This is a genomic window from Achromobacter veterisilvae (assembly GCF_900496975.1).
GTDB lineage: Bacteria > Pseudomonadota > Gammaproteobacteria > Burkholderiales > Burkholderiaceae_B > Achromobacter > Achromobacter veterisilvae.
In genome coordinates, this window is the sequence record NZ_UFQC01000052.1 from 1 (window position 1) to 26,659 (window position 26,659).

Annotated in this window: 26 protein-coding genes and 1 pseudogene; 12 read left to right on the plus strand and 15 right to left on the minus strand. The window is 70.0% G+C overall.

Annotated elements, in window-relative coordinates; translation table 11 throughout:
• From AVE30378_RS29295 to AVE30378_RS29325, 7 genes are all read right to left on the minus strand, one after another.
• Positions 1–484: MFS transporter (locus AVE30378_RS29295; RefSeq protein ID WP_129246248.1), on the minus strand; the 484-nt coding region annotated here is incomplete at its 3' end.
• Positions 485–592: 108 nt separating this feature from the next.
• Positions 593–1,384: a type I methionyl aminopeptidase gene (gene map / locus AVE30378_RS29300; protein ID WP_129246250.1), complete on the minus strand. Its 792-nt coding sequence runs from the start codon at positions 1,382–1,384 to the stop codon at positions 593–595.
• Positions 1,385–1,630, minus strand: coding sequence for a ParD-like family protein (locus AVE30378_RS29305; protein WP_043547892.1), 246 nt, complete (start codon positions 1,628–1,630; stop codon positions 1,385–1,387).
• Between the two features lie 78 nt (positions 1,631–1,708).
• Positions 1,709–2,353, minus strand: coding sequence for a DUF2894 domain-containing protein (locus AVE30378_RS29310; protein ID WP_129246252.1), 645 nt, complete (start codon positions 2,351–2,353; stop codon positions 1,709–1,711).
• Positions 2,343–2,993 (minus strand): OmpA family protein, encoded by a 651-nt coding sequence (locus tag AVE30378_RS29315; RefSeq protein WP_129246254.1) that lies wholly within the window; start codon positions 2,991–2,993, stop codon positions 2,343–2,345. Before AVE30378_RS29315 ends, AVE30378_RS29310 begins: the two co-directional genes overlap by 11 nt.
• Positions 2,990–6,286, minus strand: coding sequence for a DUF802 domain-containing protein (locus tag AVE30378_RS29320; RefSeq protein ID WP_129246256.1), 3,297 nt, complete (start codon positions 6,284–6,286; stop codon positions 2,990–2,992). Before AVE30378_RS29320 ends, AVE30378_RS29315 begins: the two co-directional genes overlap by 4 nt.
• A gap of 22 nt (positions 6,287–6,308) precedes the next feature.
• Positions 6,309–7,076 carry a DUF3348 domain-containing protein gene (locus tag AVE30378_RS29325; protein WP_129246258.1) on the minus strand — a complete coding sequence of 256 codons (768 nt, stop codon included), beginning with the start codon at positions 7,074–7,076 and terminating at the stop codon, positions 6,309–6,311.
• A 224-nt stretch (positions 7,077–7,300) separates the two neighbouring features.
• Between AVE30378_RS29325 and AVE30378_RS29330 the strand changes: the two genes are divergently transcribed.
• From AVE30378_RS29330 to AVE30378_RS29370, 9 genes are all read left to right on the plus strand, one after another.
• The gene (locus tag AVE30378_RS29330) at positions 7,301–8,530 is read left to right on the plus strand and encodes a helix-turn-helix domain-containing protein (RefSeq protein ID WP_129246259.1); all 1,230 of its coding nucleotides are present in this window, start codon (positions 7,301–7,303) and stop codon (positions 8,528–8,530) included.
• Positions 8,531–8,559: 29 nt separating this feature from the next.
• Positions 8,560–9,207, plus strand: a complete 648-nt coding sequence (locus AVE30378_RS29335; RefSeq protein ID WP_129246262.1) for a Vgb family protein — start codon at positions 8,560–8,562, stop codon at positions 9,205–9,207.
• A gap of 199 nt (positions 9,208–9,406) precedes the next feature.
• On the plus strand, positions 9,407–10,528 hold the full coding sequence (locus AVE30378_RS29340; RefSeq protein WP_129246264.1) for a TRAP transporter substrate-binding protein: 1,122 nt from the start codon (positions 9,407–9,409) through the stop codon (positions 10,526–10,528).
• A 133-nt stretch (positions 10,529–10,661) separates the two neighbouring features.
• Positions 10,662–11,285: a TRAP transporter small permease subunit gene (locus tag AVE30378_RS29345; RefSeq protein WP_129246266.1), complete on the plus strand. Its 624-nt coding sequence runs from the start codon at positions 10,662–10,664 to the stop codon at positions 11,283–11,285.
• Positions 11,282–13,225, plus strand: a complete 1,944-nt coding sequence (locus AVE30378_RS29350; RefSeq protein ID WP_129246268.1) for a TRAP transporter large permease — start codon at positions 11,282–11,284, stop codon at positions 13,223–13,225. Before AVE30378_RS29345 ends, AVE30378_RS29350 begins: the two co-directional genes overlap by 4 nt.
• Before the next feature lie 202 nt (positions 13,226–13,427).
• The gene (locus AVE30378_RS29355) at positions 13,428–15,272 is read left to right on the plus strand and encodes a caspase family protein (RefSeq protein ID WP_165360345.1); all 1,845 of its coding nucleotides are present in this window, start codon (positions 13,428–13,430) and stop codon (positions 15,270–15,272) included.
• A complete protein-coding gene (locus AVE30378_RS29360) occupies positions 15,269–16,162 on the plus strand; it encodes an alpha/beta hydrolase (RefSeq protein ID WP_129246273.1) in 894 nt (297 codons plus the stop codon). Before AVE30378_RS29355 ends, AVE30378_RS29360 begins: the two co-directional genes overlap by 4 nt.
• Before the next feature lie 106 nt (positions 16,163–16,268).
• Positions 16,269–16,799, plus strand: a complete 531-nt coding sequence (locus AVE30378_RS29365) for a MarR family winged helix-turn-helix transcriptional regulator (RefSeq protein WP_244235177.1) — start codon at positions 16,269–16,271, stop codon at positions 16,797–16,799.
• The gene (locus AVE30378_RS29370; protein ID WP_129246275.1) at positions 16,796–17,581 is read left to right on the plus strand and encodes a DNA alkylation repair protein; all 786 of its coding nucleotides are present in this window, start codon (positions 16,796–16,798) and stop codon (positions 17,579–17,581) included. Before AVE30378_RS29365 ends, AVE30378_RS29370 begins: the two co-directional genes overlap by 4 nt.
• A gap of 3 nt (positions 17,582–17,584) precedes the next feature.
• Here the strand turns inward: AVE30378_RS29370 and AVE30378_RS29375 are convergent, their stop codons facing one another.
• Positions 17,585–18,334 carry an SDR family oxidoreductase gene (locus AVE30378_RS29375; RefSeq protein ID WP_129246277.1) on the minus strand — a complete coding sequence of 250 codons (750 nt, stop codon included), beginning with the start codon at positions 18,332–18,334 and terminating at the stop codon, positions 17,585–17,587.
• A gap of 174 nt (positions 18,335–18,508) precedes the next feature.
• On the opposite strand from AVE30378_RS29375, the gene AVE30378_RS29380 reads away from it, so the two are divergent.
• Positions 18,509–19,288: a DUF169 domain-containing protein gene (locus AVE30378_RS29380; protein ID WP_129246279.1), complete on the plus strand. Its 780-nt coding sequence runs from the start codon at positions 18,509–18,511 to the stop codon at positions 19,286–19,288.
• Here the strand turns inward: AVE30378_RS29380 and AVE30378_RS29385 are convergent.
• Positions 19,285–20,196: a LysR family transcriptional regulator gene (locus AVE30378_RS29385; protein WP_129246281.1), complete on the minus strand. Its 912-nt coding sequence runs from the start codon at positions 20,194–20,196 to the stop codon at positions 19,285–19,287. The genes AVE30378_RS29380 and AVE30378_RS29385 overlap by 4 nt on opposite strands.
• Positions 20,197–20,302: 106 nt before the next feature.
• Here AVE30378_RS29385 and AVE30378_RS29390 point away from each other — a divergent pair, with 106 nt between their 5' ends.
• Entirely contained in the window at positions 20,303–21,481 is a 1,179-nt protein-coding gene (locus AVE30378_RS29390) for an MFS transporter (RefSeq protein ID WP_129246283.1), read from the plus strand.
• Between the two features lie 70 nt (positions 21,482–21,551).
• Positions 21,552–22,223 carry an HAD family hydrolase gene (locus AVE30378_RS29395; RefSeq protein ID WP_129246285.1) on the plus strand — a complete coding sequence of 224 codons (672 nt, stop codon included), beginning with the start codon at positions 21,552–21,554 and terminating at the stop codon, positions 22,221–22,223.
• A gap of 100 nt (positions 22,224–22,323) precedes the next feature.
• Here AVE30378_RS29395 and AVE30378_RS29400 read toward each other — a convergent pair.
• From AVE30378_RS29400 to AVE30378_RS29425, 6 genes and pseudogenes are all read right to left on the minus strand, one after another.
• Positions 22,324–22,545, minus strand: a pseudogene (locus tag AVE30378_RS29400) (HigA family addiction module antitoxin); the annotation flags it as partial.
• Positions 22,530–23,489, minus strand: a complete 960-nt coding sequence (locus tag AVE30378_RS29405) for a DMT family transporter (protein ID WP_129246287.1) — start codon at positions 23,487–23,489, stop codon at positions 22,530–22,532. The pseudogene AVE30378_RS29400 and the gene AVE30378_RS29405, both read right to left, overlap by 16 nt.
• A gap of 79 nt (positions 23,490–23,568) precedes the next feature.
• The gene (locus AVE30378_RS29410) at positions 23,569–24,393 is read right to left on the minus strand and encodes an AraC family transcriptional regulator (RefSeq protein WP_129246329.1); all 825 of its coding nucleotides are present in this window, start codon (positions 24,391–24,393) and stop codon (positions 23,569–23,571) included.
• A 101-nt stretch (positions 24,394–24,494) separates the two neighbouring features.
• Positions 24,495–25,778 carry an RNA polymerase sigma factor gene (locus AVE30378_RS29415; protein WP_129246289.1) on the minus strand — a complete coding sequence of 428 codons (1,284 nt, stop codon included), beginning with the start codon at positions 25,776–25,778 and terminating at the stop codon, positions 24,495–24,497.
• Entirely contained in the window at positions 25,775–26,182 is a 408-nt protein-coding gene (locus tag AVE30378_RS29420; RefSeq protein ID WP_129246291.1) for a VOC family protein, read from the minus strand. Before AVE30378_RS29420 ends, AVE30378_RS29415 begins: the two co-directional genes overlap by 4 nt.
• A 60-nt stretch (positions 26,183–26,242) precedes the next feature.
• Positions 26,243–26,656, minus strand: coding sequence for a YciI family protein (locus AVE30378_RS29425; RefSeq protein ID WP_129246293.1), 414 nt, complete (start codon positions 26,654–26,656; stop codon positions 26,243–26,245).
• Positions 26,657–26,659: the final 3 nt, after the last annotated feature.

A 26,659-nucleotide genomic window follows, 5' to 3' on the forward strand; every position in this document is an offset into this window, starting at 1 on the left:
AGCCGACCAGGGCGCCGCCCGCCGCGGGGCCGGCCGAGAACGCCGCGCTGCGCGCCAGCTCCAGCCAGCGGTTGGCGCTGGCCAGTTCGCCCGGCGCGACCAGCCTGGGCACCAGCGCGGGCGCCGCCACGTTGTAGGCGACCGTGCCCACCGCGCCCAGGAAGCCCAGCACGGCCAGCCAGCCCAGGCCCAGCCCGCCCGACCACAGCAGCGCGAGCAGGCCCAGCAGGCTGGCCGCGCGCACGGATTCGGCGGCGGTCATCAGCGCCTGGCGCGACACGCGGTCGGCCAGCACGCCCGCGGGCAGCGAGAGCAGCAGGAAGGGCAGGGTCTGGGCGGTCTGCAGATAGCCGGTCTGCGCCGCGCTGGCGCCCAGCGCCAGCACCGCCACCAGGGGCGCGGCGGCCAGCGCCATCTGTTCGGAGAGTTGGGCGGCCAGGTTGGACGCGGCCAGGCGGCGGAACGCGGAGGGCAGGGCGGGCATGGGGGCGGAGGCGCGCGGGATCGCGCCGCGGAAACGGCAAGGGCACGATCATGGCCGTGCCCTTGCGCGCCCGCACTCCGTTCCTTGCCGTGGGCGGGAACGGGTCCGTCAGGGGATGGGAGGATAGCTGCCGAAGCCGTCCGGCCAGGGCGTCAGCACCTCGTAGCCGGTGTCGGTCACGACCACCATGTGTTCCCACTGCGCCGACAGCGAACGGTCTTTGGTGACCACGGTCCAGCCGTCGGGCAATTGCTTGGTCTGGGGCTTGCCCGCGTTGATCATCGGTTCGATCGTGAACATCATGCCCGGCTGCAGCACCAGGCCCTCGCCCGGGCGGCCGTAGTGCAGGACCTGCGGCTCGTCATGGTAGATCTGCCCGATGCCGTGGCCGCAGTACTCGCGCACGATGCTGAAGTGCTCGCGGTGCGCCACGGTCTGGATCGCATGCCCCACGTCGCCCAGCGTCGCGCCCGGCTTCACGGCCATGATCCCGGCGCGCGTCGCCTCGTAGGTGGTTTCGACCAGGCGGCGCGCCAGCGGGCTGGGCTGGCCCACGTAGTACATGCGGCTGGTGTCGCCGAACCAGCCGTCCTTGATGACGGCCACGTCGATGTTCAGGATGTCGCCGTTCTTCAGCACCTTGGCCGACGGGATGCCGTGGCAGATCACGTGGTTGGCGGACGCGCAGATCGTCTTCGGAAAACCGTGGTACCCCACGTTGGCCGGTATCGCCTTCTGCACGTTCACGATGTAGTCGTGGCAGATGCGGTCCAGTTCGTCGGTGGTGACGCCGGGACGCACGTGCTCGGCGATCATGTGCAGCACTTCCGCGGCCAGGGCGCCAGCCTTGCGGGCCATGTCGATGTCGGCGGCGGACTTGATGGAAACCTTGCGCGCCATTTATGCGGCCTCCTGCTGGGCGGCCTGCGGCAGGCCCTGGGACAGCGAGGCGATGGCGAAACCCTCGGCCTGCTCGATGCGGATCAGCATCTGGCAGATATCCGCGTGGCGCAGTTCGGGATAGAGTTCGGACAGCATGCCGATGCGCATCCAGTGTTCGGCCTGGGAATTGATGGAGCGGCTGAGCGCCCCGCTGGCGACGCGGAGGTTCTCATGCATCTGCTCGGAAATCTTGACGATGCCCATGGTTGATCCATATATGGTTTGTATATGGAACGTATCTTACTGCGGCGCGGGGGCGGCGCGCAAATCGGCCTGCGGCGCCTAGCGGGCCTTGCGCGCGGTCTTCTTGGCGCCGGCGCGCGGCGCGTCCTTGGGTGGCGGGGCCGCGGCGGCGGCCATCTGTTCCATCCACATCAGCGCGTCCGTATAGGACAGGAACTGCTGCAGGTAGCCGGGCGACAGTCCGCGCATCAGCGAAAGCGTCCGGTGCACGAGCTGGTTGGAATTGAGCGGGCCGGCGTTCTTGTGCACCTGTTCCTGGGACTGCCGGACCTGGCGGTCGGCGCTGACCTGCGACCACACCCCGCGGAAATACTCCAGCATCGCCAGTTCGGGATAGGCGGCGCGCAGTTCCGCCAGGTCGGGGCCGTCGCGGTCCGCCGATACGGGGCCGGCGAGACGGTCGGCCAACTGCCCGAGCGGTCCGCGTTCGCGGGGGGCGGCCTCGGGCTCGGGGGCGTCCAGCCGGGACGCGCCCTCCAGATCGGCCTCGTAGGCCTGGATTAGCGCGGCCAGCCTGCCGTCCAGCAGCCGCCGCGCTTCGCCGCCATGGGCCGCCGCGCGGCGTTCCATCGCATCCATGAGCCGGAAGCGCGCCGGCGCCGCGCGGTCGGCGCCGCTTTCGCGCCAGGCCTCCAGCAAGGCCCGGACGTCGAGGACGTCCCCGCGGGTCCCGTCACTGCTCACGGGGCTGCCCCGCTTTGCTGGATGGCCCGGGGACGGGGGTGATTTCCACCCGGCGGTTCTTGGCGCGGCCTTCCTCGTCGGCGTTCGAGGCCACCGGCTGTTCGGACCCGAAGGCGGCGGCGAACACGGACGAAGCCGGCACGCCCTCGTCGATCAGCGCGCGCGTGACGGTCAGGGCGCGCTGCGCCGAGAGGTCCCAGTTGTCCGCGAAGCGGCGGTTGCCTTCCCGCACCTGCTGGTCGTCGGTAAAGCCGCTGACCATCAGGATTTCGTCGTGCGTCTTCAGGTAGGCCGCCAGCGGTTCGATCAGCGTCTTCAGGACCTCGCGGCCCTCGGGCTGCAATTGGTCGGAGTTCAGGGCGAACAGCACGCTGCCGCTGATGCCGATACGGCCGTCGACCAGCGTCACGCGGCCCGCGGCCAGCGGGCCGGCCAGCGCCTGTTCCAGCGTTTCGCGGCGCTGCGTTTCGGCCTGGCGCTGCTTGACCTCTTCTTCCAACTGGTTCGACAGTTGTAGTTGCACGGCGACGACGCTGACCAGGATCAGGACGAAGGCGCCCAGCAGCACCGACATCAGGTCGCCGAAGACGGCCCAGGCCGGCGCTGTCGGCTCCACGCCGCCGTCGATGTCCTCGCTCATGCGCTTTCCGCTCCGGCCGCCGCATGCTGGCTGGCCAACTGCTGCAGGTTTTCGACGATCTGCTTCTGCGACATCATGCTCAGGTCCACGACCTCACGGGCCTGCGCCACGTAGTAGGCCAGTTGCTCGTCGCCGCGCGCGATGGACTTGTCCAGCGCCGCCTCGATGCGCTGCAGGTGCGCCACCAGCTTGTCGTTGGACTCGCCGAACGACTGCACGGCCGCGCCGAAGGATTCGCCCAGGCTGGCGACTTCGACGGCGCTGCCGGTGACCTGCGCGGCCACGTCGGCCAGCCTGCCGGCCTCGCTTTCGACCAGGCCGGTGAACTGGGCGCCCACGCGGTCCAGCAGGCCGGCCGACGACTCGACCAGCGCGTCCACGGCCGAGCGCTGTTCGGCGGCGGTGTGGTTGACGGCGTCCAGCAGGGTGCCCAGCGTTTCCAGCAGGCGGCTGCGCTCTTCCAGCATGTCGTTGTCGCGCGCCATGCTGTCGGACAGTTTCTGGCGCAGTTCGCCGATGACTTCGGCGGCGGCGCGCGGCGCTTCGGACGCGGCCTGCACCAGGCGGCCGATTTCGGCGATGGTCTCGCTGGCGTGGGCCTGCGTCTGCGACGCGATGTCCTGCGCGGTCAGCGCCAGCGTGTCGCAGATCTGCTGCTGCTGGCTGGCGGTGCTGGCGCCCGCCTGTTCCCATTCGGCGCGCAAGGCGTCGGCCATCTCGCCGAGCCTGCCGGTCCAGGCGGACAGGCGTTCCCGGTCCTGCGAGGCCAGCGCCTCCTGCAATTGCGCGTGCGACTGGCCCAGCGTGCCCAACAGGGCCGCCGAGTGCCGCTCGAAGGCCGCCGCGGCGGCTTCCAGGGCCTGCTGGTTGTCGCTGGCCAGCTTCGCGCCGACCTGTTCCTGGCGGGACTGCGCGTCGGTCCAGGCCTGGGTGACATTGCCGGCCGCCGTTTCCAGGCGGTTGGACACGCTTTCCAGCAGGCTGGCTTGCGCCTGTGCCTGCGCGGTAAGGTCGCGGGCGGTCTGGGACAGCGTGTCGCTGATTTCCAGTTGGCGGACGGCGGCCTGCGTGCCGGCCTGTTCCCATTCCTGGCCGAGCTGGGCGGCCATCGCGGACAGCGTGCCGGTCCAGGCGGACAGGCGTTCCTGGTCGCGCGAGGCCAGCGTCTCCTGCAATTGCGCGTGCGACTGGTTCAGCGTGCCCAACAGGGCCGCCGAGTGCCGCTCGAAGGCCGCCGCGGCGGCTTCCAGGGCCTGCTGGTTGTCGCTGGCCAGCTTCGCGCCGACCTGCTCCTGGCGGGATTGCGCGTCGGTCCAGGCCTGGGTGACGCTGCCGGCCGCCGTTTCCAGGCGGTTGGAAACGTGTTCCAGCAGCGCGGCCTGCGCCTCCGTCCGGGTGGCGACGTCGCGCACGGCCTGGGCCAGCGACTCGGTGATTTCCTGCTGGCGGGCCACGGTGTGCTCGCCGGCCTGTTCCCACTGCCGGCCGAGCGCGGCGGTCATGGCGCCCAGCGTGCCGCTCCAGGCGGCCAGCCGTTCCTCGTCGCGCGAGGCCAGCGTGGCCTGCAGGTCCGCGTGCGACTGGTCCAGCGCGCGCAACAGCGATGCGGAATGCTGCTCGAAGGTGGCGGCCGCCGCCGCCAGCGCCTGCTGGTTGTCGCCGGCCAGCCTGGCGCTCGCGGCTTCCTGGCGGGAGAGGGCGCTTTCCCATTGCTGCGACACGCCGTTGGCCGCGGCTTCCATGCGGGCCGACACGCCTTCCAGCAGGCTGGCCTGGACGGCCGCCTGCGAGGTGATGTCGCGCACCGTCCGCGCCAGCGTCTCGGCGATGCCTTGCTGGCGGTCGGCGGCCTGGGCGCCCGCCTGTTGCCATTCCTGGCGCAGCGTCGCGCCCATGGCGCCCAGCGTTTCGGTCCATGCCGCCAGGCGCTGCTGGTCGCGCGAGGCCAGTTCCGATTGCAGCGCGGTGTGGGATTGGCTCAGGGTGCGCAGCAGCGATGCGGAATGCTGTTCGAAGCTCGCGGCCGCGGCCGTCAGCGCCTGTAGATTGTCGCCAGCCAGCTTTTCGCTGGCCTGCTCCTGGCGGGCCAGCGCATGGGTCCACGCGTCCGACAGGGTGCCCGACGAGGTTTCCAGGCGGGAGGAAACGCTGTCCAGCAGGGCGGCCGAGCGTTGTTCGAAGGTCTGAGCAAACCGGTCCAGCGACGCGCGCAGGTCCTGCGCCAGCGCCTCGCTCGCGCGCTGCTGCCCGGCCAGGGCCTGGTTCCAGATGTCGGCCACGTTCGCGGTCGAGGCCTGGAGGCCGGCCGTCAGGCCGTCCAACTGCCGTTGCACGGCCTGGGTCACGGTGTCCTGCAAGGACGCCGTTTCGCGCGACAGGCCCGCCATCGTCGCTTCCACCACGGGTTGCAGGGCCTCGCCGGCGGAGCGCGCGCTCTGCGCCACGCCGTCCTTCATGGATTGCTCCATGACGGACGCCAGGCGGGCGTAGGCCGCCTCGGCCTTGTCCTGGAACGCGTCCTGGCTGGCCAGTTGCCGCTCGTTCAGCGTCTGGTTCTGGCGGGCCATGCCGTCCACCATCGTCTGTAGCTTGTCGACCAGCGCGGGCATGGTCTCGGCCTGGCGCTGCATGACTTCGGCCTGCCGCTGGAGCAGCTTGAAGGATTCTTCGCGCTGATAGCCCTGGGAATACACGCGCAGGGTCGTCGCCGCCTTGGCGTCCAGCCATTGCGCCGCCCGGACCCGGTCGCGCCGGCACAGGGCCGCCAGCAGCCCCAGCATCGCGGACGCGGCCACGCCGGCGATCGACGTGCCGAACGCGAATCCCAGGCCCTTGACCGGCGCGGCCAGCGACGCGCGGATGGCGGCCAGGTCGGTGGCGCTTTCCAGCGCCAGGCCGGTGCCGCGCAGCGTGACGACCATGCCCAGGAAGGTGCCCAGCATGCCCAGCAGCACCAGCAGGCCCACGAGATACGGCGTAAGCGCCGGCCCGGGCAGCCCCGCGCGCTCGCCTTCGATGCGCAGGCGCGCCGCATTGCGCAGGCTGGGGGGCAGTTGGTCCAGCCAACTGCCCAGATTGCCCGGCGCCTCGGACAGGCCGGAGAGGGCGCGGGCCAGCGACGAAGTCGCCTGCTGGTAGCGCCACAGTTCGAAGGCGCCCGTGAGGTAGCAGGCGGCGATGAGCAGGGTCACGGCCAGCGCCAGCGGGTTGGTGCCCGCGTAGCCGATGCCGATCCAGCCCACGACGGCCAGACCGGCCAGGAAAACAACGAGATTGATCAGGTATTTGGACATAGTGTCCTTAATGTGAACAGACCTAGCGGGTGCGAAGGGCGGCAAGCAGCCCTTCCACCGGTTGTAAACGAACATCCAGTTCGGCCAGCAGGACGCTCCGCATATCCTTGCGGAACGTGTCCAGCCATGCGCCGGGCGCCGCCGGCGCCTCGGCAGGCGTTTCGGCGCCTTCGGTCCCGGCCTGGGCCTCGGCGGGTGCCGCCGCTTCCGCCAGGCGCAGGCGGTCGAAATGGGCCTGGAGCAGCTTGGGGATCGCGCCCAGCAGGGCCCGTTCCCTGGGCAGCAGGGCGCGGTCCATGATGGCGTCCACCACCGCCAGCCGCGTCCACTCGCCGTTCCTGGCCGCGACCATGCCGCGCAGCCGGCTGCGCAGGTTGCCCACGCTGGTTTCCATCGTGTGCTGCAACGACAGATACCGCTGGCGGAAATTCGCGTAGTCGGCCTCGGCTTCGGCCAGGGCCGCCAGCTTCTTCGCCGGCGCCTGCCCCGGCACGGGCCGCCTGGCGGCCGTGGCGGCGGTATCGCTGGCGATGGCGTCGGCCAGCGTCGTCCGGACCCGCTCGCATTCGCGTTCCTCGGCGCTGCTGAACATGCGCGCGCCAGGGGCGATCACCGGCGGGCTGGTATTCAGCGCCGCGGACAGCGCGATCGCGTCCGTCCAGCCGAGCCATTGGCTCAGATGGTCCGAGAGCGATTGCCTGGATTCCGGAACATCGACATCCGTCAGGCGAGTCAGCAAGCGAATGAGCGTCGGGCCGCTTAAACCTGTGCGCTGTGGGGCTTGCAACATACCACCAGAGTCAAAAAGGGGGGAGTTTACACGGTGGGCGGCGGGGGACGGGCGCCCGGGCGGACGGGACGGGGCGGGCGCCCGGAAAAACGGGGGCACATTACCGGGCGGATGCAATATTGTGACGCCGGGTCCATGCCGCCGGGCCTGCGCGGCGCGGGCCGGCTTGATGGTAGATTGGGGCCTGTCACCCAACGGGGAGCTGCGGACGTGGCGGGACGCCCATGGACTTTCTGATCGCCTCGGCCGCGCGCGCGTTGGCGGCCGGCGACCCCCTGGGCGCGCTGAACCGCATCGCCTTGCGCGGCGACGCGTCCGCGCTGGCGCTGCGCGGCATCGCCATGGCGCAGTTGGGCGACTTCCGGCGCGCGAAAACCCTGTTGCGCAGCGCCGCCCGCGGCTTCGATCCGAAAGACGCGGTGTCCCGCGCCCGCTGCGTGGTGGCCGAGGCCGAGATCGCGCTGGTGTCGCGCGAGCTGGCCTGGCCCGAAAAGGCGCTGGAGGCCGCGCGCGCGGCGCTGGACTCGCACGGCGACCCCGAGAACGCCATCCACGCCCGCCATTTGCAGGCCCGCCGCCAGCTCCTGATCGGCCGCCTGGACGATGCCGAGCGCGCGCTGGCCGGGCTGAATGCGGCAGCCCTTGCGCCCGCGTCGCGGGCCATCCACGAATTGATCGCGGCCGGCATCGCCTTGCGGCGCCTGCGGATGCAGCCCGCGCGCGCCGCGCTGGCCCAGGCCGAGCTTGCCGCCCGCCACGCCGGCATTCCCGCCTTGACGGCCGAAGTCGAAAGCGCGTCCCTGGTCCTCTCCACGCCCGCCGCCCGCCTGATCGGACGGGGCGCGCAGCGCCCCTTGCTGCTGGACGAGGTGGAGGCGCTGCTGGGGTCGGACACGCTGGTCGTGGATGCCTGCCGCCATGCCGTGCGCGAGGCGGGCGCCGTGGCGCCGCTGGCGAGCCGCCCGGTGCTGTTCGCGCTGGCGCGCGCGCTGGCCGAAGCCTGGCCGCGGGCCGCGCCCCGCGAAACGTTGATCGTCCAGGCTTTCCGCACCGCGTACTTCGACGAAACGCACCGCGCGCGTTTGCGCGTCGAAATCGGAAGGCTGCGCGCCGCCCTGCGCCCGGTGGCCGGCATCGCCGCCACGCGCAACGGGTTCGCGTTGCAGCCGCGGGAGGGCCGGGAAGTCGTGGTGCTGGCCCGCCCCACGGAAGACGCCGACCGGGAGCACGGCGCGATCCTGGCGTTCCTGGCCGACGGCGAGGCGTGGTCGAGTTCGGCCCTGGCGCTTGCGCTGAACGCGAGCCAGCGCACGGTCCAGCGCGCGCTCGACGCGCTGGCCGCGGCGGGCAAGGTGCAGTCCTGCGGGCGGGGGCGCGCCCGGCGCTGGATGACGCCGCCCATGCCCGGATTCACGACAACCTTGTTACTCCCGGCCGCGCTGGCGGGCCGCTAGCATGGTGACTCCTTTTGGAGGACACCGACATGAAACGATCCCAAGCTCAAATCATCCGTGAATACGGCCCTTTCCCGGGCGTGGACGCCGTGCATGGCGTTACCTACGACGGCCGCCAGGTGTGGATCGCCGCGGGGCAGAAGCTGCTGGCTCTGGATCCCGACAGCGGCGCCACGCCGCGCGCGATCGACGTGGCCGCCAACGCCGGCACGGCCTTCGACGGCAAGCATCTCTACCAGATCGCCGACGGGCGCATCCAGAAGATCGACCCCGCCAGCGGGCAAGTGCTGTCCACCATCCCCGCGCCGGGCGCCGGCGAGGACTCAGGCCTGGCCTGGGCCGAGGGCAGCCTGTGGGTGGGCGCGTACCGCAATCGCAAGATCCACCAGGTGGATCCCGAAACCGGCCGGGTGCTGCGCACTATCGAGTCCGACCGCTATGTCACGGGAGTGACGTGGGTGGACGGGGAGCTATGGCACGGCACCTGGGAAAACGGCGCGAGCGAGCTGCGCCAGGTGGATACGCGCACGGGCGACGTGCTGCAAAGCGTGGAGATGCCCGCCGGCATCGGCGTTTCCGGCCTGGAGTCCGACGGCGCGGGGCGATTCTTCTGCGGCGGCGGCGACAGCGGCAAGGTGAGGGCAGTGCAACGGCCGGGCGCCGCGCCTGCTGCTTAAGGCCTAATACCCCGTCTAGGGTAATTCCTGACAAAAAGCTGATTGTCAGCGATTAGTCAGAAAGGTTTAATCAGCACACAAGTTCCGCATCATCCGCAGCCCGGTTCCGGGAACGCGCAGCAGGCGTCGCCATCCCGCGTCCACGCAGGAGAAGTAACTACAAGCTGGTCCATGTAGTCCTTTCAGGAGACAACAAGCCATGCAACACGTTACAAAACCTCGCCGCAAATTCATCTCCGGCGCTGCGGTCGCCGGCGCCGCCGCCCTGGGATTCCCGGCAGTCGGCCGGGCGCAGAACGCTCCGGTTTCCCTGCGCTTCCAGAGCACCTGGCCCGCCAACGACATCTTCCACGAGTTCGCCCGCGACTACGCCCAGAAGGTCAACGACATGGCCGGCGGCCAGTTGAAGATCGAAGTGCTGCCCGCGGGCGCGGTGGTCAAGGCGTTCGACCTGCTCGACGCCGTGTCCGCCGGCACGCTGGATGGCGGGCATGGCGTGGTGGCCTACTGGTACGGCAAGAACACGGCCGTGGCCTTGTGGGGGTCCGGGCCGTCTTTCGGCATGGACGCGAACATGCTGCTGGCCTGGCACGAATACGGCGGCGGCAAGGATCTGCTGATCGAGATCCAGAAAGCCATGGGCGTGAACGTGGTGTCGCTGATGTACGGGCCGATGCCGACCCAGCCCTTCGGCTGGTTCAAGCGCCCGATCACGAAGATGGACGAGGTCAAGGGCCTCAAGTTCCGCACGGTGGGGCTGGCCATCGACATGTACACCGCCATGGGCGCGGCCGTGAACGCGCTGCCCGGCGGCGAGATCGTGCCGGCGCTGGACCGCGGCCTGCTGGACGGCGCCGAATTCAACAATGCTTCCTCGGACCTGGCGCTGGGCTTTCAGGACGTCTCCAAGATCTGCATGCTGCAGAGCTTCCACCAGAGCGCGGAGCAATTCGAGATCATGTTCAACAAGGCGAAGTACGACGCCCTGCCCGAACACCTGAAGCACATCCTGAGCTATGCCGCGCAGGCCTCCAGCGCCGACATGTCCTGGAAGGCGGCGAACCGCTATTCGCAGGACTACATCAAGCTGCAGAAGGAACACAACGTCAAGTTCTACAAGACGCCGGACGCCATCCTGCAGCAGCAGTTGAAGATCTGGGACGAGATGATCGCCAAGCGCTCGGCCGAAAATCCCCTGTTCAAGAAGGTGCTGGACTCGCAGCGGGCGTTCGCGGAACGGGTGGGGCGCTGGCACGGGGACACCTCGGTCAACTTCCGCATGGCCTACAACCATTATTTCTCGCGCAGCAGCAAGGCCTGAGGCCCACCCCGTACCCGCTTGCGCGGGCCCCCTCACGGGGACGGCACCGACGGACCGACCCACCCGCATCCCGCGCCGCGCGCGCCGTACCGGCGCGCGGCGGGGGCGCCATGCGCCTTGACCAGGAAGCCGGATGATCCGAATCGTACGTTTCATAGACCGCTTCTCCACCTTCGTCGGGCAGGCCTTCGCCTGGTTGATCGTCATTCTGACCGTGCACGTGTGCTGGGAGGTGGCCGCGCGCTATCTGCTTAACCAGCCCAGCGCGTGGGCGTTCGACCTGCAGATGATGTACTACGGCATCCTGTTCATGATGGCCGGCGCGTACACCCTGGCCAAGAACGGCCACGTGCGCGGAGACATCCTGTACGGCTTCCTGCCGCCGCGCGTGCAGGCGGGGCTGGACCTGACGCTGTACATCGTGTTTTTCTTTCCCGGCGTGATCGCGCTGGTCTGGGCGGGCTGGTACTACGCCGGCTATTCCATCGCCATCCGCGAGCACTCGTCGCTGATGGCCGACGGGCCGCCGATCTATCCCTTCAAGGCCTTCATCCCGATCGCGGGCGCGGTCCTGCTGGTGCAGGGCGTGGCCGAAGCGATGCGCTGCCTGCTGTGCCTGCGGCGCGGCGCGTGGCCTTCGCGCGAAGAGGACGTCGAGGAAGTGGACGTCGACAAGCTCAAGGAAATGGTGCACGTGAAGGACGAGGACATCGCCCGTCTGGACCGCTACGTCACGCCCGGGGAGCCTCGCCAATGAAAATCCACAAGGCACTGTGGTTCGGCCTGTCGTGCATTGGCCTGGTCATCCTGATGATCGTGTTCCTGACGCCCTGGGACCATCTCACCACCGGGCACATCGGGCTGCTGATGCTGGCGCTGATCGTCGTGGCGATCATGCTGGGCTTTCCGACGGCGTTCACGCTGATGGGCATGGGGGTGCTGTTCACGTTCCTGGCGTACTACATGCAGAGTTCCGATCCGGGCCGCTCGATCGGGCAGACGCTGGACCTGATGGTGCAGCGCACGTACGCCACGATGACGAACGACTCGCTGATCTCGATCCCGCTCTTCGTGTTCATGGGCTATCTGGTCGAGCGCGCCAACCTGATCGAAAAGCTGTTCCGGTCCATGCACCTGGCGCTGGCGCGCCTGCCGGGGGCGCTGGCGGTGGCCACGCTGGCGACCTGCGCGATCTTCGCCACCGCCACGGGCATCGTCGGGGCGGTGGTCACGCTGATGGGATTGCTGGCCATGCCGGCCATGCTGAAGGCCGGATACAGCGTCAAGCTGACGGCGGGCTCGATCACGGCGGGGGGCTGTCTGGGCATTCTGCTGCCGCCGTCGGTGATGCTGATCGTCTACGGCGCGACGACCGGCGTATCCGTGGTGCAGTTGTATGCCGGCGCCCTGTTTCCGGGGATCATGCTGGCGGTGCTGTACATGATCTACGTGATCATCGTGGCCAAGGTGCGCCCCGCCATGGCGCCGCCGCTGCCCATGGAGGAACGCGGCGTGCCGCTGTCCGCCGAGGCGGCGGCGCTGGCCGCGGGCGGCCACGTGCGCGCGCTGTCCGGCATGGTGGCCGCCTTGTTCAAGGGACGCCGCAACCGCGACGTGCCGCTGGGCGTCCTGCTGCGCTACATGGGGATGGCGCTGGCGCCGCTGGCGGTCACGGTGCTGCTGGTGGCCACGGTCTACCAGGCCACGACGCGGCCGGAAGTGGTGTACGACATTCCCGCGGAACTGCGGCTGGGATCGGGCGGGGATTTCGATTCGGGCCTGAGCGAGCCGCCTTCCGACGGCCTGGCGGAACCGCCGTCCGAGGAGCTGGCCGAACCGCCTTCGGATGAACCGGCGGCGGGCGGCGGCCTGTCCGAGCCGCCGGGCGCGGCGGCGGCGACCGCCGAGCCGCCAGAAGAAGCGGCCGCGGCCGGCGACGGCATTGCCGCGCCCACCGGTTTCTGGATCTTCGCGGGCATCTGCGCGGCGATCTTGCTGCTGTTCTACGCGGTGCTGACCTGGGCGCGACTGGAAATCTTCAGGATGCTGATGTCGTCGTTCTTCCCGCTGGCCGTGATGATCGCGGCGGTGCTGGGTTCGATCGCCTTCGGCCTGGCCACGCCCAGCGAGGCCGCCGCGATGGGCGCCATGGGCGGCGCGCTGCTGGCGCTGGCGTACCGGCGCCTGAACCTGCCGGTGCTGCGCGAATCGGTCTTCCTGACGGCCAAGACCAGCGCCATGGTGTGCTGGCTGTTCGTCGGTTCGTCGATCTTCTCGGCGGCCTTCGCGCTGCTGGGCGGGCAGCGCATCATCGAGGAATGGGTGCTGTCGCTGGGGCTGTCCCAACTGCAATTCCTGCTGCTGGCGCAGATCATCATCTTCCTGCTGGGCTGGCCCCTGGAGTGGACCGAGATCATCGTGATCTTCATGCCCATTTTCGTGCCGCTGCTCAACACCTTCGGCATCGACCCGCTGTTCTTCGGCCTGCTGGTGGCGCTGAACCTGCAGACGGCGTTCCTCTCGCCGCCGGTGGCGATGTCGGCCTTCTATCTCAAGGGCGTGTCGCCGCCGCACGTCACCCTGAACGAGATCTTCCTGGGCATGATGCCGTTCATGGGCATCCAGGTGATCGCGATCTTCCTGCTCTACGTGTTCCCGGGCATCGGGATGTGGCTGCCGACGGTGCTGTATCGGTAGGACGGGGAACGGCATCCGGCGCCAGGGCTTTTGCCCCGGCGTCGGACGCCGCCGCTCACGGGTCTCGGGACCTAGTACGGATGCACCATTGCGGCGGCCTCGCGCGCGGACGTAAGCTTCCCCCTGGTTCGGTTTGCAAGAACCGCCAACCCTCAGAGGCGCGGGCGTCGCGCCAAAGCGAGGCTGCATGGACCGGGCAATCGTGCTTGTCGGCGTGAGCCGCACCCAGGGCGACCTGGGCCGGCTGGAAGCGGTTGAAAGCGCCGTGGACCGGATGGAAGCGTGGGCCCGGGAACAGGGCATCGCCGAGGACCGCATCGTCCGGCTCACGGATGGCGCAGACCGTCCCGTCACGGTGAGGCGGATCTACCGCGCCATCCACCGGCTCATCGGCCTGGATACGCTGGAACAGTTGATCGTCTATTTCTCCGGACATGGCTGCATGCAGGGCCGTAACGAGTTCTGGCTCCTGTCGGACGCGCCGGGCGACCCGAACGCCGCGGTCAACCTGGAGGCCTGCTTCGACCTGGCGCGCTACGGCCGGATCCCGCATGTGGTGCTCATCTCGGACGCGTGTAGGACCGTCGCGAAAGACGTGCTCCAGAATCGGATCTACGGCGCCACCATCTTCCCGAGTTTCAACGACGGCGGCCCCGGGCGCGGGGTCGATATCTTCTACGCGACCAGCCCGGGCGCGCCCGCGCTCGAATTGCCGACGCTGGTCGGGGTGAACGAGGTTTATCAGGCGGTCTATACCGAAGTGCTCTGCGATGTGCTGGGCGGCGGCGATCCGGATCTGGTGGTCGACGGTTTCATCCGGCCCCGGCCATTGGGCGAGGCCTTGATGGCGCTGGTGCCGAAGGACCTGCTCAGGCGCGGCATGCCCGTCCGGGTTGGCCAGGAGACGGACGCGCGCATCAGCTCGGGTGATCGCGCGTGGGTCGCCCGCTTCGATGTGAGGAAGCCGCAGGGCGTGCCCCACCCGCACCCGCCGGGGCCCGGGTCGCGGGGCGGCGGCAAGGGAATCGACGGCGAAGCCGGACAACCCGAGGACGGAACGCCGGAGGACGACATGCCGGACGGCGGAATACCGCCGCTGCCCGTCGGCAGCCTCGTCGATTACCTGCTCACGCACCCGTCGGACGCCGCGGGCCTGCGGCTTCAGGTTTCGCGGACCTTGTCGGTCCCGGCCACCAGCCTGCTCCATAGCGTGATCCGCCGCGCCATCGGCGGGGAGCCCCCCTTGCTCGAACCAGGCTTCATCCTGCGGGGCCGCGATGCCCGGCGCGTGGTGTGCCACGACTACGACGGCGGGATCGGATCGCGCGGCGATGTGTACCAGCCAGCGCCTGGCGCCCGGCCCGAACCGTATACGGCGTGGGAGTTCCCCCATCTTGCAGGCCCGGTGCAAGCCTTGCTGATCTTTCGCGACGGCTCCGGAACGCTGCTGCCCGTCTTCCCGGGATGCGCGGGCATCGTGGAGTTCGATGCCGAAGGCGGCTTCGCGCTGCGTTACGAACCCCTGGATGGGCAAGCCGACGTGGAGGACCTGCGCGAACTGCGGTGGCTGCGCGCGGCAGTGGCCGAAGCCGCCAGGCTAGGGGCTTTTGCGTTCGACTCAGCCAGCGCCCGGATGCTGGAAGACCGCATGCGCAGGCTCCGGTTCCTGGATCCCGTGGTGGCGCTCCATGCCGCGTATGCCTACCGCGAGATCGGCGAGATCGACCGCATCCGCGCCTTGCGGGACTATCTCTGGCAGAGCCTGGGCGTGCGCCTGTTCGATCTGGCCTTCTTGTCGCGAGACCTGCTGCAGGAGGACTATGCCGTGACCGGGTTCATGCCCGCGACGCCTTTACTGTCGACGGGATGGGTGCTGATGGATTCCCTGGGGCGCAATCTGCCCCGGGAACTGCGCGACCTGCGCCAGTACGACACCGGCTCGCTGTGGGCGCACTACACGCCGGAAGGGGTGCGGGCTCTGGAGGCCTGGCTGGAGCCGGCGGCCGGACCGGCCGAGGTGTACGAGATGGAGGCGCCCAGGGCATGAAAGAACTCATACTGATCCATGGCCGGTCGCAGCAGGGCAAGGATTCGAAGGCGCTCAAGCGCGCCTGGATCGAGGCCTGGGGCAGGGGCTTGGCGGCGGCGGGACTGAGCCTGCCCATCCCCGAGGAACGGATCCGCTTTCCGTACTACGGCGACACGCTGCGGGATCTGCTTGAGGGCATTTCCGAAGCGGACGCCGCGAAGATCATCGTGCGCGGCGCCCAGGAAGACGATATCGCCGCGGGCCTGCTGCTTGCCTTGCTGAACGAATACATCGCCGCCTGCGGGATCGGCGAAGACGAGATCCGGCGCAATCTTCCGCCCGCCGCCGGTCCGGTCGTGGTCGAACGCGGACCGCAGAACTGGCGCTGGGTGCATGCGGTGCTGCGGACCATCGACCAGCGCGTGCCGGGCAGCGGCGTCCTGATCGGCCTGTTGACCAGCGATGTCTCCCTCTACTTGCGCAATACCAATGTGCGCGGCGCGATCAACGGCGGCGTCCTCGAGGCTTTCGACCGGCCGTTGGACAAGGTGGTGGTCGCCCATTCCCTGGGAACGATCGTCGCCTACCTGCTGCTGCGGCAAGTCGGCAGCGAGGCCGGCTGGCGCGTGCCGGCCCTGATCACCCTGGGTTCGCCCTTGGGCATCAAGGCGATACGGGGGCGCCTGGGCGGCGTGCGGCACCCTGACTGCGTGGGCCGCTGGTTCAACGCCCGGGATCCGCGCGACGTGGTCGCGCTGTATTCCCTGGACGAGCGGAATTTCGGGGTCGTCCCGGCCATCGAAAACAAGACCGACGTCCACAACCGCAGCAGCAACCGGCACGGCATCGAGGGATACCTGGAAGACCCGGTCATCGCCAGTCGCATCCACGGCGCGCTGGTCGGCTGACCGGCGGCGGGGCGGGCGCGGGCGTGGATGGCGGTCCCAGGCAACTTGCGAAATAATGATTAGGCGCCTTACTATGTGCTGGTGAATCACTTCCGGAACGCCTTCCATGCAGGACGCGCAACACATGCTGGAACCCAAACACCGCGCGCTGCTGAGCGTCGCGGCCGAGCGCGGCCTGCCCTCGGCCAGCGGCATCGGCCTGTGTTTCCAGTTGCTGTCGCTGGCCGCCGCCATCGACCGGGACTGCGCTGCGCGGCTGGCGCCGCATGGGCTGTCCGAAGGCAAGTTCGTGTTGTTGTTCCTGTTGCACGAACAGGCGGACGGGATGGCGCCGCACGAGCTGGCTGAAGGCGCCGGCGTCACGCGCGCCACGGTCACGGGCTTGCTGGACGGATTGGAGCGCGACGGCTTTTTGTCTCGGAAGGCGGGCAAGGAAGACCGGCGCAAGGTCAAGGTGAAGCTGACCGCCAAGGGCAGGGCGATGGCCGCAAGGCTCCTCAAGGAACATACGGACTGGATCGGTTCGCTGTTCGCGGACCTGGGCCCGCGGGACGCCGCGAGCCTGCGCGGATTGCTGGCGCGGATCTGGTCGGGCACGGATGCGGGCCGCGCCGCTTCAAAGGAGCTCGCATCATGAGCAAGGCGGGATCCGCGGCTTCGAAGCCGCCCGGCCGGGGCGTCAAGGACGTCGACCCGGAACGCCTGGCGCGGCTGAATGCGGGCGAGCCCGCCGCCACGCTGACCGAATGCCTGGCGGTGGATTTTGCCGCGCTGATGCAGGCCGTGGCGCCCGACGCGGGCGACGGCGCGGTCAATGCGATGCGCGCGCAGGCGGCGCTGGGGATTTCCCGGCGCATGGCGCTGGCGGCGCGCCTCCTGGAAGAGCGGCTGGGGCCGGACGGCTTCGAGACGCTGAAGGCGCACCGTTCGGATACCGTGCGCGGCTGGGCCTGCTTCATGGTGGGCGCCATGCCGGCCGCGACGCTGCGCGAGCGCCTGGATCTTATCCGCCCGCTGGCCGACGACGCGCATTTCGGCGTGCGGGAATGGGCCTGGCTGGCAGTGCGCCCGCAACTGGCCGCCGAACTGGACGCCGCCGTGGAACTGCTGCTGCCCTGGACCGGGGATCCCTCGGAACGGGTGCGGCGCTTCGCCAGCGAGTCCTTGCGGCCGCGCGGGGTCTGGTGCGCGCACATCGCGGCGTTGAAAACCGATCCCGGCAGGGCGCTGCCCCTGCTGGAACCGCTGCGGGCCGATCCGGCCGCCTATGTGCAGGACTCGGTGGCGAACTGGCTGAACGACGCCAGCAAGGACCGGCCGGACTGGGTGCGAGGCGTCTGCGAGCGCTGGTCGAAAGGCCACCCGGCCGAGGCGACGGAACGGATCTGCAAGCGCGCGCTGCGTTCCATCGGGGTCTGAATCCTATAACTGGCTCATGCCCCCGTCCGCGATGATTTCCGTGCCGACGATGAAGGCGGACTCGGGCGAGGCCAGGTGCAGCACGGTCGAGGCGATTTCCTGCGGGGTGCCGAAGCGGCCCAGCGGCACCTGGGCGCGGATGCCGGCGGCGGTCTTTTCCAGCGCTTCGGCGTCCAGTCCCAGCTTGCTGTAGATCGGCGTGGCGACGGGGCCCGGGCTGACGACGTTGACGCGTATTCCGCGCGGCAGCAGTTCCGCCGACAAGGTCTTGGCCAGGGAGATCAGCGCGGCCTTGCTGGCGGCGTAAATGGAGGAAGCCGGCATGCCGATGCGGGCGTTGATCGAGCCGTTCAGGACGATGGAAGCGCCGGGATTGAGCAGCGGGTCCAGCGCCTGCAATTGGAAGTACGCGCCTTTGACGTTGGTCGAGAAAGTCTGGTCCCAGAGCGCTTCGGTGGCTTCGGCCAGCGGAGCGAACCGGGCTACGCCGGCGTTGATGAATACGGCGTCCAGGCGGATGCCGGCCTGGCGCAATTCGGCCGCCAGCGCGGCGGCCGCGCCGGGCGCGCCGGCGTCGTTGCGCAGCGCCAGGGCGTGCGAGCCCAGGCTGGCGCGGACCTGCTTCAGCACCGCGGCGTCGCGGCCGGTGACGACGACGCGGGCCCCTTCGGCGGCGAAGGCCTGGGCGGCGGCGAGGCCGATGCCGCTGGTGCCGCCCGTGACCAGGACGGTCTTCTGTTCGAAACGGTTCATGGTGGGCTCCTTGGAAGCCGGGGAGTTGCTTGCGGGCCTTGCCGCTTGCAGGGTTGCCGCATCCCACGATAGAGCAATCGGGGGCCCGGCGGGCGATTCGTTATAGTCGTTGCTGACCGCAATCAATCTGCGGCAATGCGGAAAAGTCCGCGCACGACAGTCCAAAGGACGGGCATGGAAGAGACGACACTGAACTGGGCATCGCTGGTCGATGACCTGAACAAGCTGCTGCGCCTGAAGACCACGGTCATCGGCATGAAGCTCTACGAGCGCGAAGAAGACATGGCGGCGGTCAAGGGCCTGCGGCGCCCGCAGGCCACGCACACCACCGACCAGATCGTGGGCATGGCGGCCCGGCTGGGCTGGACGGTGGGCATTACCGGCGACGACCTGGTCGGCGCGCAGTGCCGCGCGGTGATCGGCCTGGGGCCGCAGGACGAGGCCTGGAAGAGCGGCAAGGACTACGTGGGCGTGTGGCACGCCACGCCGGAGGACGCGCGGGCCCGCCAGGAAGCGCTGTCCTGCGTGCCGGCGGGCAAGTACCGCGGCATGGTGGTTTCGCCCCTGGCCTCGGGCCGGCTGGATCCTCCCGACATCTGCCTGGTCTACGCCACGCCCGGCCAGATGATCATCCTGATCAACGGCCTGCAATGGAAGAACTACCGGCGCTTCGACTGGAGCGTGGTCGGCGAGACCGCCTGTGCGGATTCCTGGGGCCGGGCGCTGGCCACCGGCGAACCCAGCCTGTCGCTGCCCTGTTTCGCCGAGCGCCGTTACGGCGGCGTGCCGGACGAGGAAATGCTGATGGCCCTGCCGCCGCGCTACCTGCCGATCGCCATCGAAGGCATGAAGGCCTTGTCGGCCAACGGGCTGCGCTATCCCATACCGCCCTACGGCATCCAGAACGACGTGCGGGCCGGCATGGGCGTGAGCTACGCGCAGCGGGGAGCCTAGCCCGGGTCCGCGGCTTGCAGCGCGGCCGCGAGGACCCGGGCCGCCGGGCCCAGGGGCTGGTCGATGCGGTGCGCCAGATAGGTCTCGGTGGCCACCTGGCTGCCGCGTCCCAGGCTGCCGGTCGGCAGGCGCAGCAGGCGGCCTTCGGCGAGGTCGCGTTCCACCTGCCACAACGGCAGGCGGCCCCAGCCGACGCCCGCCACGATCAGGGCGTGCTTGGCGTCCTGGCCGTTGACGCGGCAGGTCTGCGGCGACAGCACCGCGAAGTCGCGGCCTTCCGTCAGCGCGGAAGGGTCCGATTGCACGATCTGCACGTGGTCCGCGAGTTCCGCCGGGCCCAGCGGCGCGTCCGCGGCGACGTGCCGCGCCAGGGCGTGCGCCGCGCCCACGACCGCCACCATCTGCACGGACGATAGCGCCTGCACGGCGATGCGCGGGTGGCGGAAATGTTCGCCCGCGATGATGCCCAGCGTGTGGCTGCGCGCCAGCAGGGCTTCGATCGGGCCGCCCAGGGGCAGCACCGAAACCCGGGCGGCGACCGAGGGATAGACGGCGCGCATGGCGTTCAGGGCGGCGCCGACTTCCGCGATCGGAAACAAGGTGTCCACGGCCAGGGACAGTTCGAGTTCGACGCCTTCGCCCAGCCCTTGGGCACGGGCGCGCAGGGCGTCCACGCGCAGCAGGATGTCGCGGGCGTTGGCCAGCAGCGCGGCGCCCTGGGGCGTCATCGCGGGCCGGTGGCCGCTCCTGTCGAACAGCGTCACGCCCAGTTGCGACTCCATGTTGGCGATGGCGTGGCTGACGGCCGACTGCACGCGCGACAGGCGGCGCGCGGCCGCGCGGAAACTGCCGGCGTCGGCCACGGCGGCGAACACGCGCAACTGGTCCAGGGTGAGGGCGTCTATCATTCTGCCGGCCGATCTACAGAATCGATCAATTTAATCAGAAGGTTATCACTTACCGGAATCGGTTTCTGCTGGCATCCTGGCTGGGTTCCGAAGAGGGGAGACAAGCATGGGCAAGGAAGACGCGCGCCGGGGGGCGGTGCTGGCGATCGTTGGGGCGGGCGTGGTGGCGGCGCTGCAGGTGGGCAAGCTCATCATCGCCGCGCCGCTGTTGCGCAAGGACCTCGGGCTGGACCTGGCCTCCATCGGGGCGCTGGCCGCCGTGTTCTCCGTCCTGGGCATGTTCGGCGGGATCGCGGCGGGCGGCGTCATCACGCGCTTTGGCGCGCGGCGCATGCTGCTGGCCGGGCTGGCGGCGACGGCGGCGGGTTCGGCCATGGGCGCCATGGCGCCGGGCTACGGCATCCTCCTGGCTTCGCGCGTAGTCGAGGGCCTGGGCTTTCTGATGATTACGGTGGCGGGGCCGGCCGCCTTGCAACGCATGGTGTCGGCTTCCAACCGTGACTTCGCGTTCGCGCTGTGGAGCTGCTACATGCCCGCGGGCATGGCCATCGCCATGCTGGCTTCGCAGGCCTTCGGGGACTGGCGCGCCTATTGGTGGTGCGCGGGCGCGGCGGTGGCGGTGGCGCTGGTGAGCGTGGCGGCGCTGGCGCCCGCCACGCCGGCCGGGGCGCGCCTGTCGTGGCGCGGGCTGCGCCAGGATACGGCGGACACCGTGGGCGCGCCCGGGCCGGGCTTGCTGGCGTTGTCGTTCATGCTTTACAGCTTGATGTTCTTCGCGCTGTTCACTTTCCTGCCTATCCTGCTGACCGAGCAACTGGGCCTCACGCTGGCCACGGCCGGCGTCTACAGCGCCATCGCCAGCGCGGCCAACATGGTCGGCAACCTGGGCGCGGGCGTGCTGCTGGCGCGCGGCTGGCGGCGGTCCACGCTCATCGCCTGCGCCAGCGTGGCGATGGGCGCCGTGGCGCTGCTGATCTTCCGGTCCGTGCTGCCCGCCATGCCCACCTTTCTGCTGTGCGTGCTGTTCTCGGCGGTGGGCGGGCTGATACCGGCCACGCTGCTGGGCACCGCGCCCCTGCTGGCGCCGCGTCCCGGGCTGACGGCGGCGTCGGTGGGGCTGGTGATGCAGGGCAGCAATCTCGGGCAGGTGATCGGGCCGCTGGCCGTGGGCGGCGCGATCGACCGCTACGGGTGGGCGTCGGCCTCGCTCATCGTGGCCGCGGCGGGGCTGGGCGGCGTGGCGCTGGCATGGCGCCTGCGGCGCCTGAAGGGCGCCAGGCTGTAGGCGGCGCGGCGGGCCGCGCCGTTGTCACGCGCCGGGCATATCATGGCGGTTCGTCCATTGTGGAGCCACTATGCATACGCCTGCCCCCCGCCTGGTCATCTTCGATTGCGACGGCGTCCTGATCGATAGCGAGATCATCGCGGCGCGCGCCCAGTCGCGGGCCCTGGCCGCGCACGGCATCGCCATCACGCCCGAAGAGGCCGCGCACCGTTTCGCCGGCATTCCCGACGCGGACATGTGGCGGACGCTGCAACAGGAAAGCGAGCGCAGCCTGCCGGACGGATTCGCGCGGCAGTACGCCGACAGGCTGGAAGCCACGTTCCGCCAGGAACTGCGCGCGCTGCCCGGCGCGGCCGAGACGGTGGCGGCGCTGCGCGAGCGCGGGATGCAGGTCTGCGTGGCCTCCAGCAGCCTGCCCCCCAAGCTGGAAGCGGCCTTGAAGATGGTCGACCTGTGGGACGCGTTCGCGCCCAACGTCTTCAGCACGGCGCAGGTGGCGCGCGGCAAGCCGGCGCCCGACATTTTCCTGTACGCGGCCCGGCAGATGCGGGCGGCGATCCTGGATTGCGTGGTGGTGGAAGACAGCGTGCCCGGCGTGCGCGCCGCCCGCGCCGCGCGCATGCGCGCCATCGGTTTCGTGGGCGCATCGCACAACGGGCCGGACCAGCGCCAGCGGCTGCTGGACGAAGGCGCGTCCGAAGTCATCGACGACCTGCGGCGGTTGCCGGAGATCCTGTCGTAGAAAAATGCAGCCCGCGCGGGGCGTCATGCCATTGCGGCATAGGTTCGATGGATTCCAATTCCTTGCCCGGTGCTTGGCGGGTCATGTCTGCGTCATATTAGCTTTGCAGGTTAAGCCAGAACTCGACAGACGTGCCGAAGAACCGGGATAGCCGCAAGGCGGTATCGGCGGTGATCGCGCGGCCCTTCTTGATGATGGCGGCGATGCGGGTCTGCGGCATGTGGATGGCATGGGCCAAACGATATTGCGTCAGGCCCAGGGGCTCAAGGAACTCGGTAGCCAGGATTTCGCCGGGCGTGGGAAGACTCAGGCGGCCGCAGATAGCGGCTCCGGCTTCACGCGCACGGCGCGCAGCACGCCTATCATCAGGCAGGCGATGCCGGCGAGCGTCAGAGGCTGCGGCATCTGGCCGCGCAGGATGAAGGCGTAGGCCAGGGCCGCCAGCGTTTCGAACACGATGAGCTGTCCGGCCAGCGCGGTGGGCAGGCGCTGGCTGGCCTCGTTCCAGCACAGCGTGCCCAGCCAGGACGCGAACAGACCGATGATGGCCATCAGGGCCAGGAAGACCTCGGGCCGCGGGCCCGCCGGCATGGGAAACGCGCTGCCGGCGGCGGCCATGCCTCCCCACAGCGCGGCATAGCCCGCGAGCGCCAGCGGCAGGGTGGCCACGCCCTGGGCGGTGGCCCAGGTGCGCGGGCTGCGGTCCGGGTGCGCGCGCAGCCAGTCCGCATTGCGCAGCGGATACCAGGTCCAGCAGGCCACGGCGCCCAGCGCCAGCAGGGCGCCCACGGCATAGCGTTCCAGGTCGGCGCCGGCGTCCTGGCGCAGCGCCTGCAACTCCACCTGGTTGACGAAGGCGATGCCCAGCGCGATCAGCGCCAGCGACGGCGCCAGCCGCTTCCAGGGCAGCTTGCCGTCGCGCCGCGCGTTGCGCAGGTTGGCGCTGATGGCGATGACCACGGGCAGGGTGCCGATCAGCATGGTGGGCAGCGGGCCGCCCGCGCGCTGGATGGCGCTGGCCAGGCACAGGTAGTACAGCAGGTTGCCGATGGCGGCGAGCTTCAGCGCTTCGATCCAGTCGGCGCGGCTCAACTGGCGCAGGGCGCGGCGGTCCAGCCAGGCCAGCGGCAGGGCGATCAGGCCGAACGCCAGATAGCGCGCCACCGATTGCAGGGCCGCGGGATATTCCGGCAACAGCAGGGGCCCCACGAACACCAGCCCCCACATCAGGCCGGCGGCCAGGGCGTAAAGGGTTCCAGCCCACATACGATTGCTCCAGGTCAGTCCGGCCCCAATGTAGCCAGCGCGCAACCGGCGCGTCTTGTACCAGCTTGCGGTCCGGGGATCAGGAACGGACCTGCTTCTGGTAGCGGGCGGGCGTGACGCCGTAGCGGCGCGAGAAGGCGCGGGTCAGGTGGGCCTGGTCGGTCAGGCCCGCGGCCAGCGCCACCTGGGCGGGCGGTTCGCCCGCGGCCAGCCGGCGCTTGGCCTCGAACAGCCGCAGCGCCATCAGCATCTGCTGCGGCGTGGCGTGGTACTGCGCCTGGAAGCGGCGCAGGAAATGGAAGGGGCTGAGCCCGGCCACGGCCGCGAGCTCGTCCAGGGTAAGCCGGCGCGACAGGTGCGCGCGCAGGTAATCGACCACGGGCGCGAAGCGCGGCGCGCCTTCGGCGCGGACGGGCCGGTCCATGCGCGCATGGCGGCGGAATTCCGCCAGCAGCGTGTACAGCGCGCTGTCGAAGGCCAGCGGCTCGCGCGCCTGCCACAGGGTATCGAGCAGGGCGGTCACGCGCTGCGCGCCGGCGGCGTCGATGCCCACCGCGGCGTCGAACCACCAGCCGCTGTCGCCGGTCACGCGCCGCACCACGTCCGGGTCCAGGTAGGCCATGCGGTAGCGCCAGCCGCCCTCGGTTTCGGCGCGCCCGGTGTGCAGCTCGTCGGGATTCATCAGCACCACCGAGCCCGGCGGCGCCAGGTGGTCCGACCCGCGGTAGCGGAAGCGTTCGACCCCGGACTCGATGGCGCCCAGGCCGTAGGCTTCGTGGGTATGCGGCTCGAAGGTGTGGCGGATGATGTGGGCGCGGTACAGTTCGACGCCGGGCAGATGCGCCGCCTGCCTGAATTCCGCGCGGTCGCCGGGATGGTCGAACGCCGCCGGCACGCCCGGCATGGCGGGCGCGGCGAAGTCCGGGGCAACGGCATGGGCGGGATGCATGGCTGGGATTTAAGCATGCCCGGGCAGAAAGAAGGCGGCCGGGTTTTTCCCGTGCCTCACGTCTCCGGGCCCATCGCCGCGGCCCGTTCCAGCAGCAGTTCCCGTTCGCGCGCGTTGCGCGTCATGCCGGCCGCGCGCTCGAATTCGGCGCGGGCCTCGGCCTGGCGTCCCAGCTTGGCCAGCAGGTCGCCGCGCACGCTGGGCAGCCAGTGGTAATTGGCCAGCGCCGGCTCCTGCGCCAGCCGGTCGGCCAGGTCCAGCCCGGCTTGCGGGCCGAAGGCCATGCCGACCGCCACGGCGCGGTTCAGCTCGACCACGGGCGAGGGTTGGGCCTGCGCCAGCGCGTCGTACAGCGCCACGATGCGCGGCCAGTCGGTGTCCTCGGGCGCGCGCGCCCGGGCATGGCAGGCGGCCAGCGCGGCCTGCAGCGCGTAGGGGCCGCGGGCGCCGCCCAGCGCGTCCGAGCGCGCCAGCGCCGCCAGGCCGCGCCGGATCAGGAGGGGATCCCAGCGGCCGCGGTCCTGTTCCATCAGCAGCACGGGGCGGCCCCGCGCGTCGGCGCGCGCATGCAGGCGCGAGGCCTGCAATTCCATCAGCGCCACCAGGCCGTGCACTTCGCTTTCCGCGGGCGCCAGTCCGGCCAGGACGCGGCCGAGCCGCAGGGCTTCGTCGCACAGCGCGGGACGCGTCCAGTCGTCGCCGGACGTGGCCGAATAGCCCTCGTTGAAGATCAGGTAGATGACCTCCAGCACGGAGGCCAGGCGCGGCGCCCGGTCCTCGGCCCGCGGCACCTCGAAGGGCACGCGCGCCGCCGAGAGGCTGCGCTTGGCCCGCACGATGCGTTGCGCGATGGTGGATTCCGGCGCCAGGAAGGCGCGCGCGATCTCCACCGTGGACAGCCCGCCCAGCAGGCGCAGCGTCAGCGCCACCCGCGCCTCGGTGGACAGCAGCGGGTGGCAGGCGGTGAACATCAGGCGCAGCAGATCGTCGCCGATATCGTCCTGCCGGGCGGCGTCCAGGGCGTCGACGAAATCGGGCTCCACGTCCGCCTGCAAGGCCTCCAGTTCATGGCCGATCTGCGCGTGCTTGCGCGCATGCAGCGCGTCCAGCCGCAGGCGGTCGCGGGCGCGGTTCTTCGCGGTGGTCATCAGCCACGCTCCCGGATTGTCCGGCACGCCGGTCTCGGGCCAGCGTTCCAGGGCGGCGACCAGGGCATCCTGCGCCAGTTCTTCGGCCAGCCCGACGTCGCGCACCAGGCGCGCGACGCCGGCGATGACGCTGGCGGCCTCGATCCGCCAGACCGCCTCGATGGCGCGATGCGTGGCCGCCAGCGCCGTCATGCGGCGGGCGCCTCGCCGGGAACCATGTACACCAGTTCCCAGATGTGGCCGTCCAGGTCTTCGAAGCCATGGGCGTACATGAAGCCATGGTCCTGCGGCTGGCGCGGCGCGGCGCCGCCCGCGGCGAGCGCCCGCGCCACCAGGTCGTCGACCTCGGCGCGGCTGTCGCAGGACAGCGCGATCAGCACCTCCGTGGTCTTGGCGGCGTCGGCCACCGGCTTGCCGGTGAAGGTCTGGAAGTAGTCCTTCACCAGCAGCATGACGTAGATGCTGTCGCTCACGACCATGCACGCGCCCTGGTCGTTGGTGAATTGCGGGTTGAAGGTGAATCCCAGGCGCTTGAAGAAGGCCTGGGATTTCTGCATGTCGGCGATGGGAAGATTGACGAAGATCTGCTTGGGCATGGCGTGGGTGTCCGTAAGGGTCGCGGCGCTCGGCCGCCAGGGAGCGGGAAGGGCGGCCGGTCAGCGGCCATTGCCCGGCATGATTTGCCGGAACCGTTCGACTGCCTTGCTGGGCGCCAAATCGTCCAGCTCGTACAGTTGGCGCACTTCGATCGAGCAGGGCTGGCCGATGAAGGGTTCGGGAAAGCGCAGCGCCCACTGCATGGCCTCTTCGCGCGAGCGCACCTGGATCATGGTGTAGCCGGCGATCAATTCCTTGGTATCGGCGAAGGGGCCGTCCACCACCGAGCGCTGGCCGTTGTCGTAGCGCACGCGCCAGCCCTGGGACGAAGGCCGCAGGCCGTTGGCGTCCAGCAGCACGCCGGCCTTGGCCAGGGCTTCGTGATAGGCCGTCATCGCGGCGAGCATGCTTTCTTCCGGCATGACGCCGGCTTCGCTGTCGGGCGTGGCCCGCACGAGGATCATGAATCGCATTCC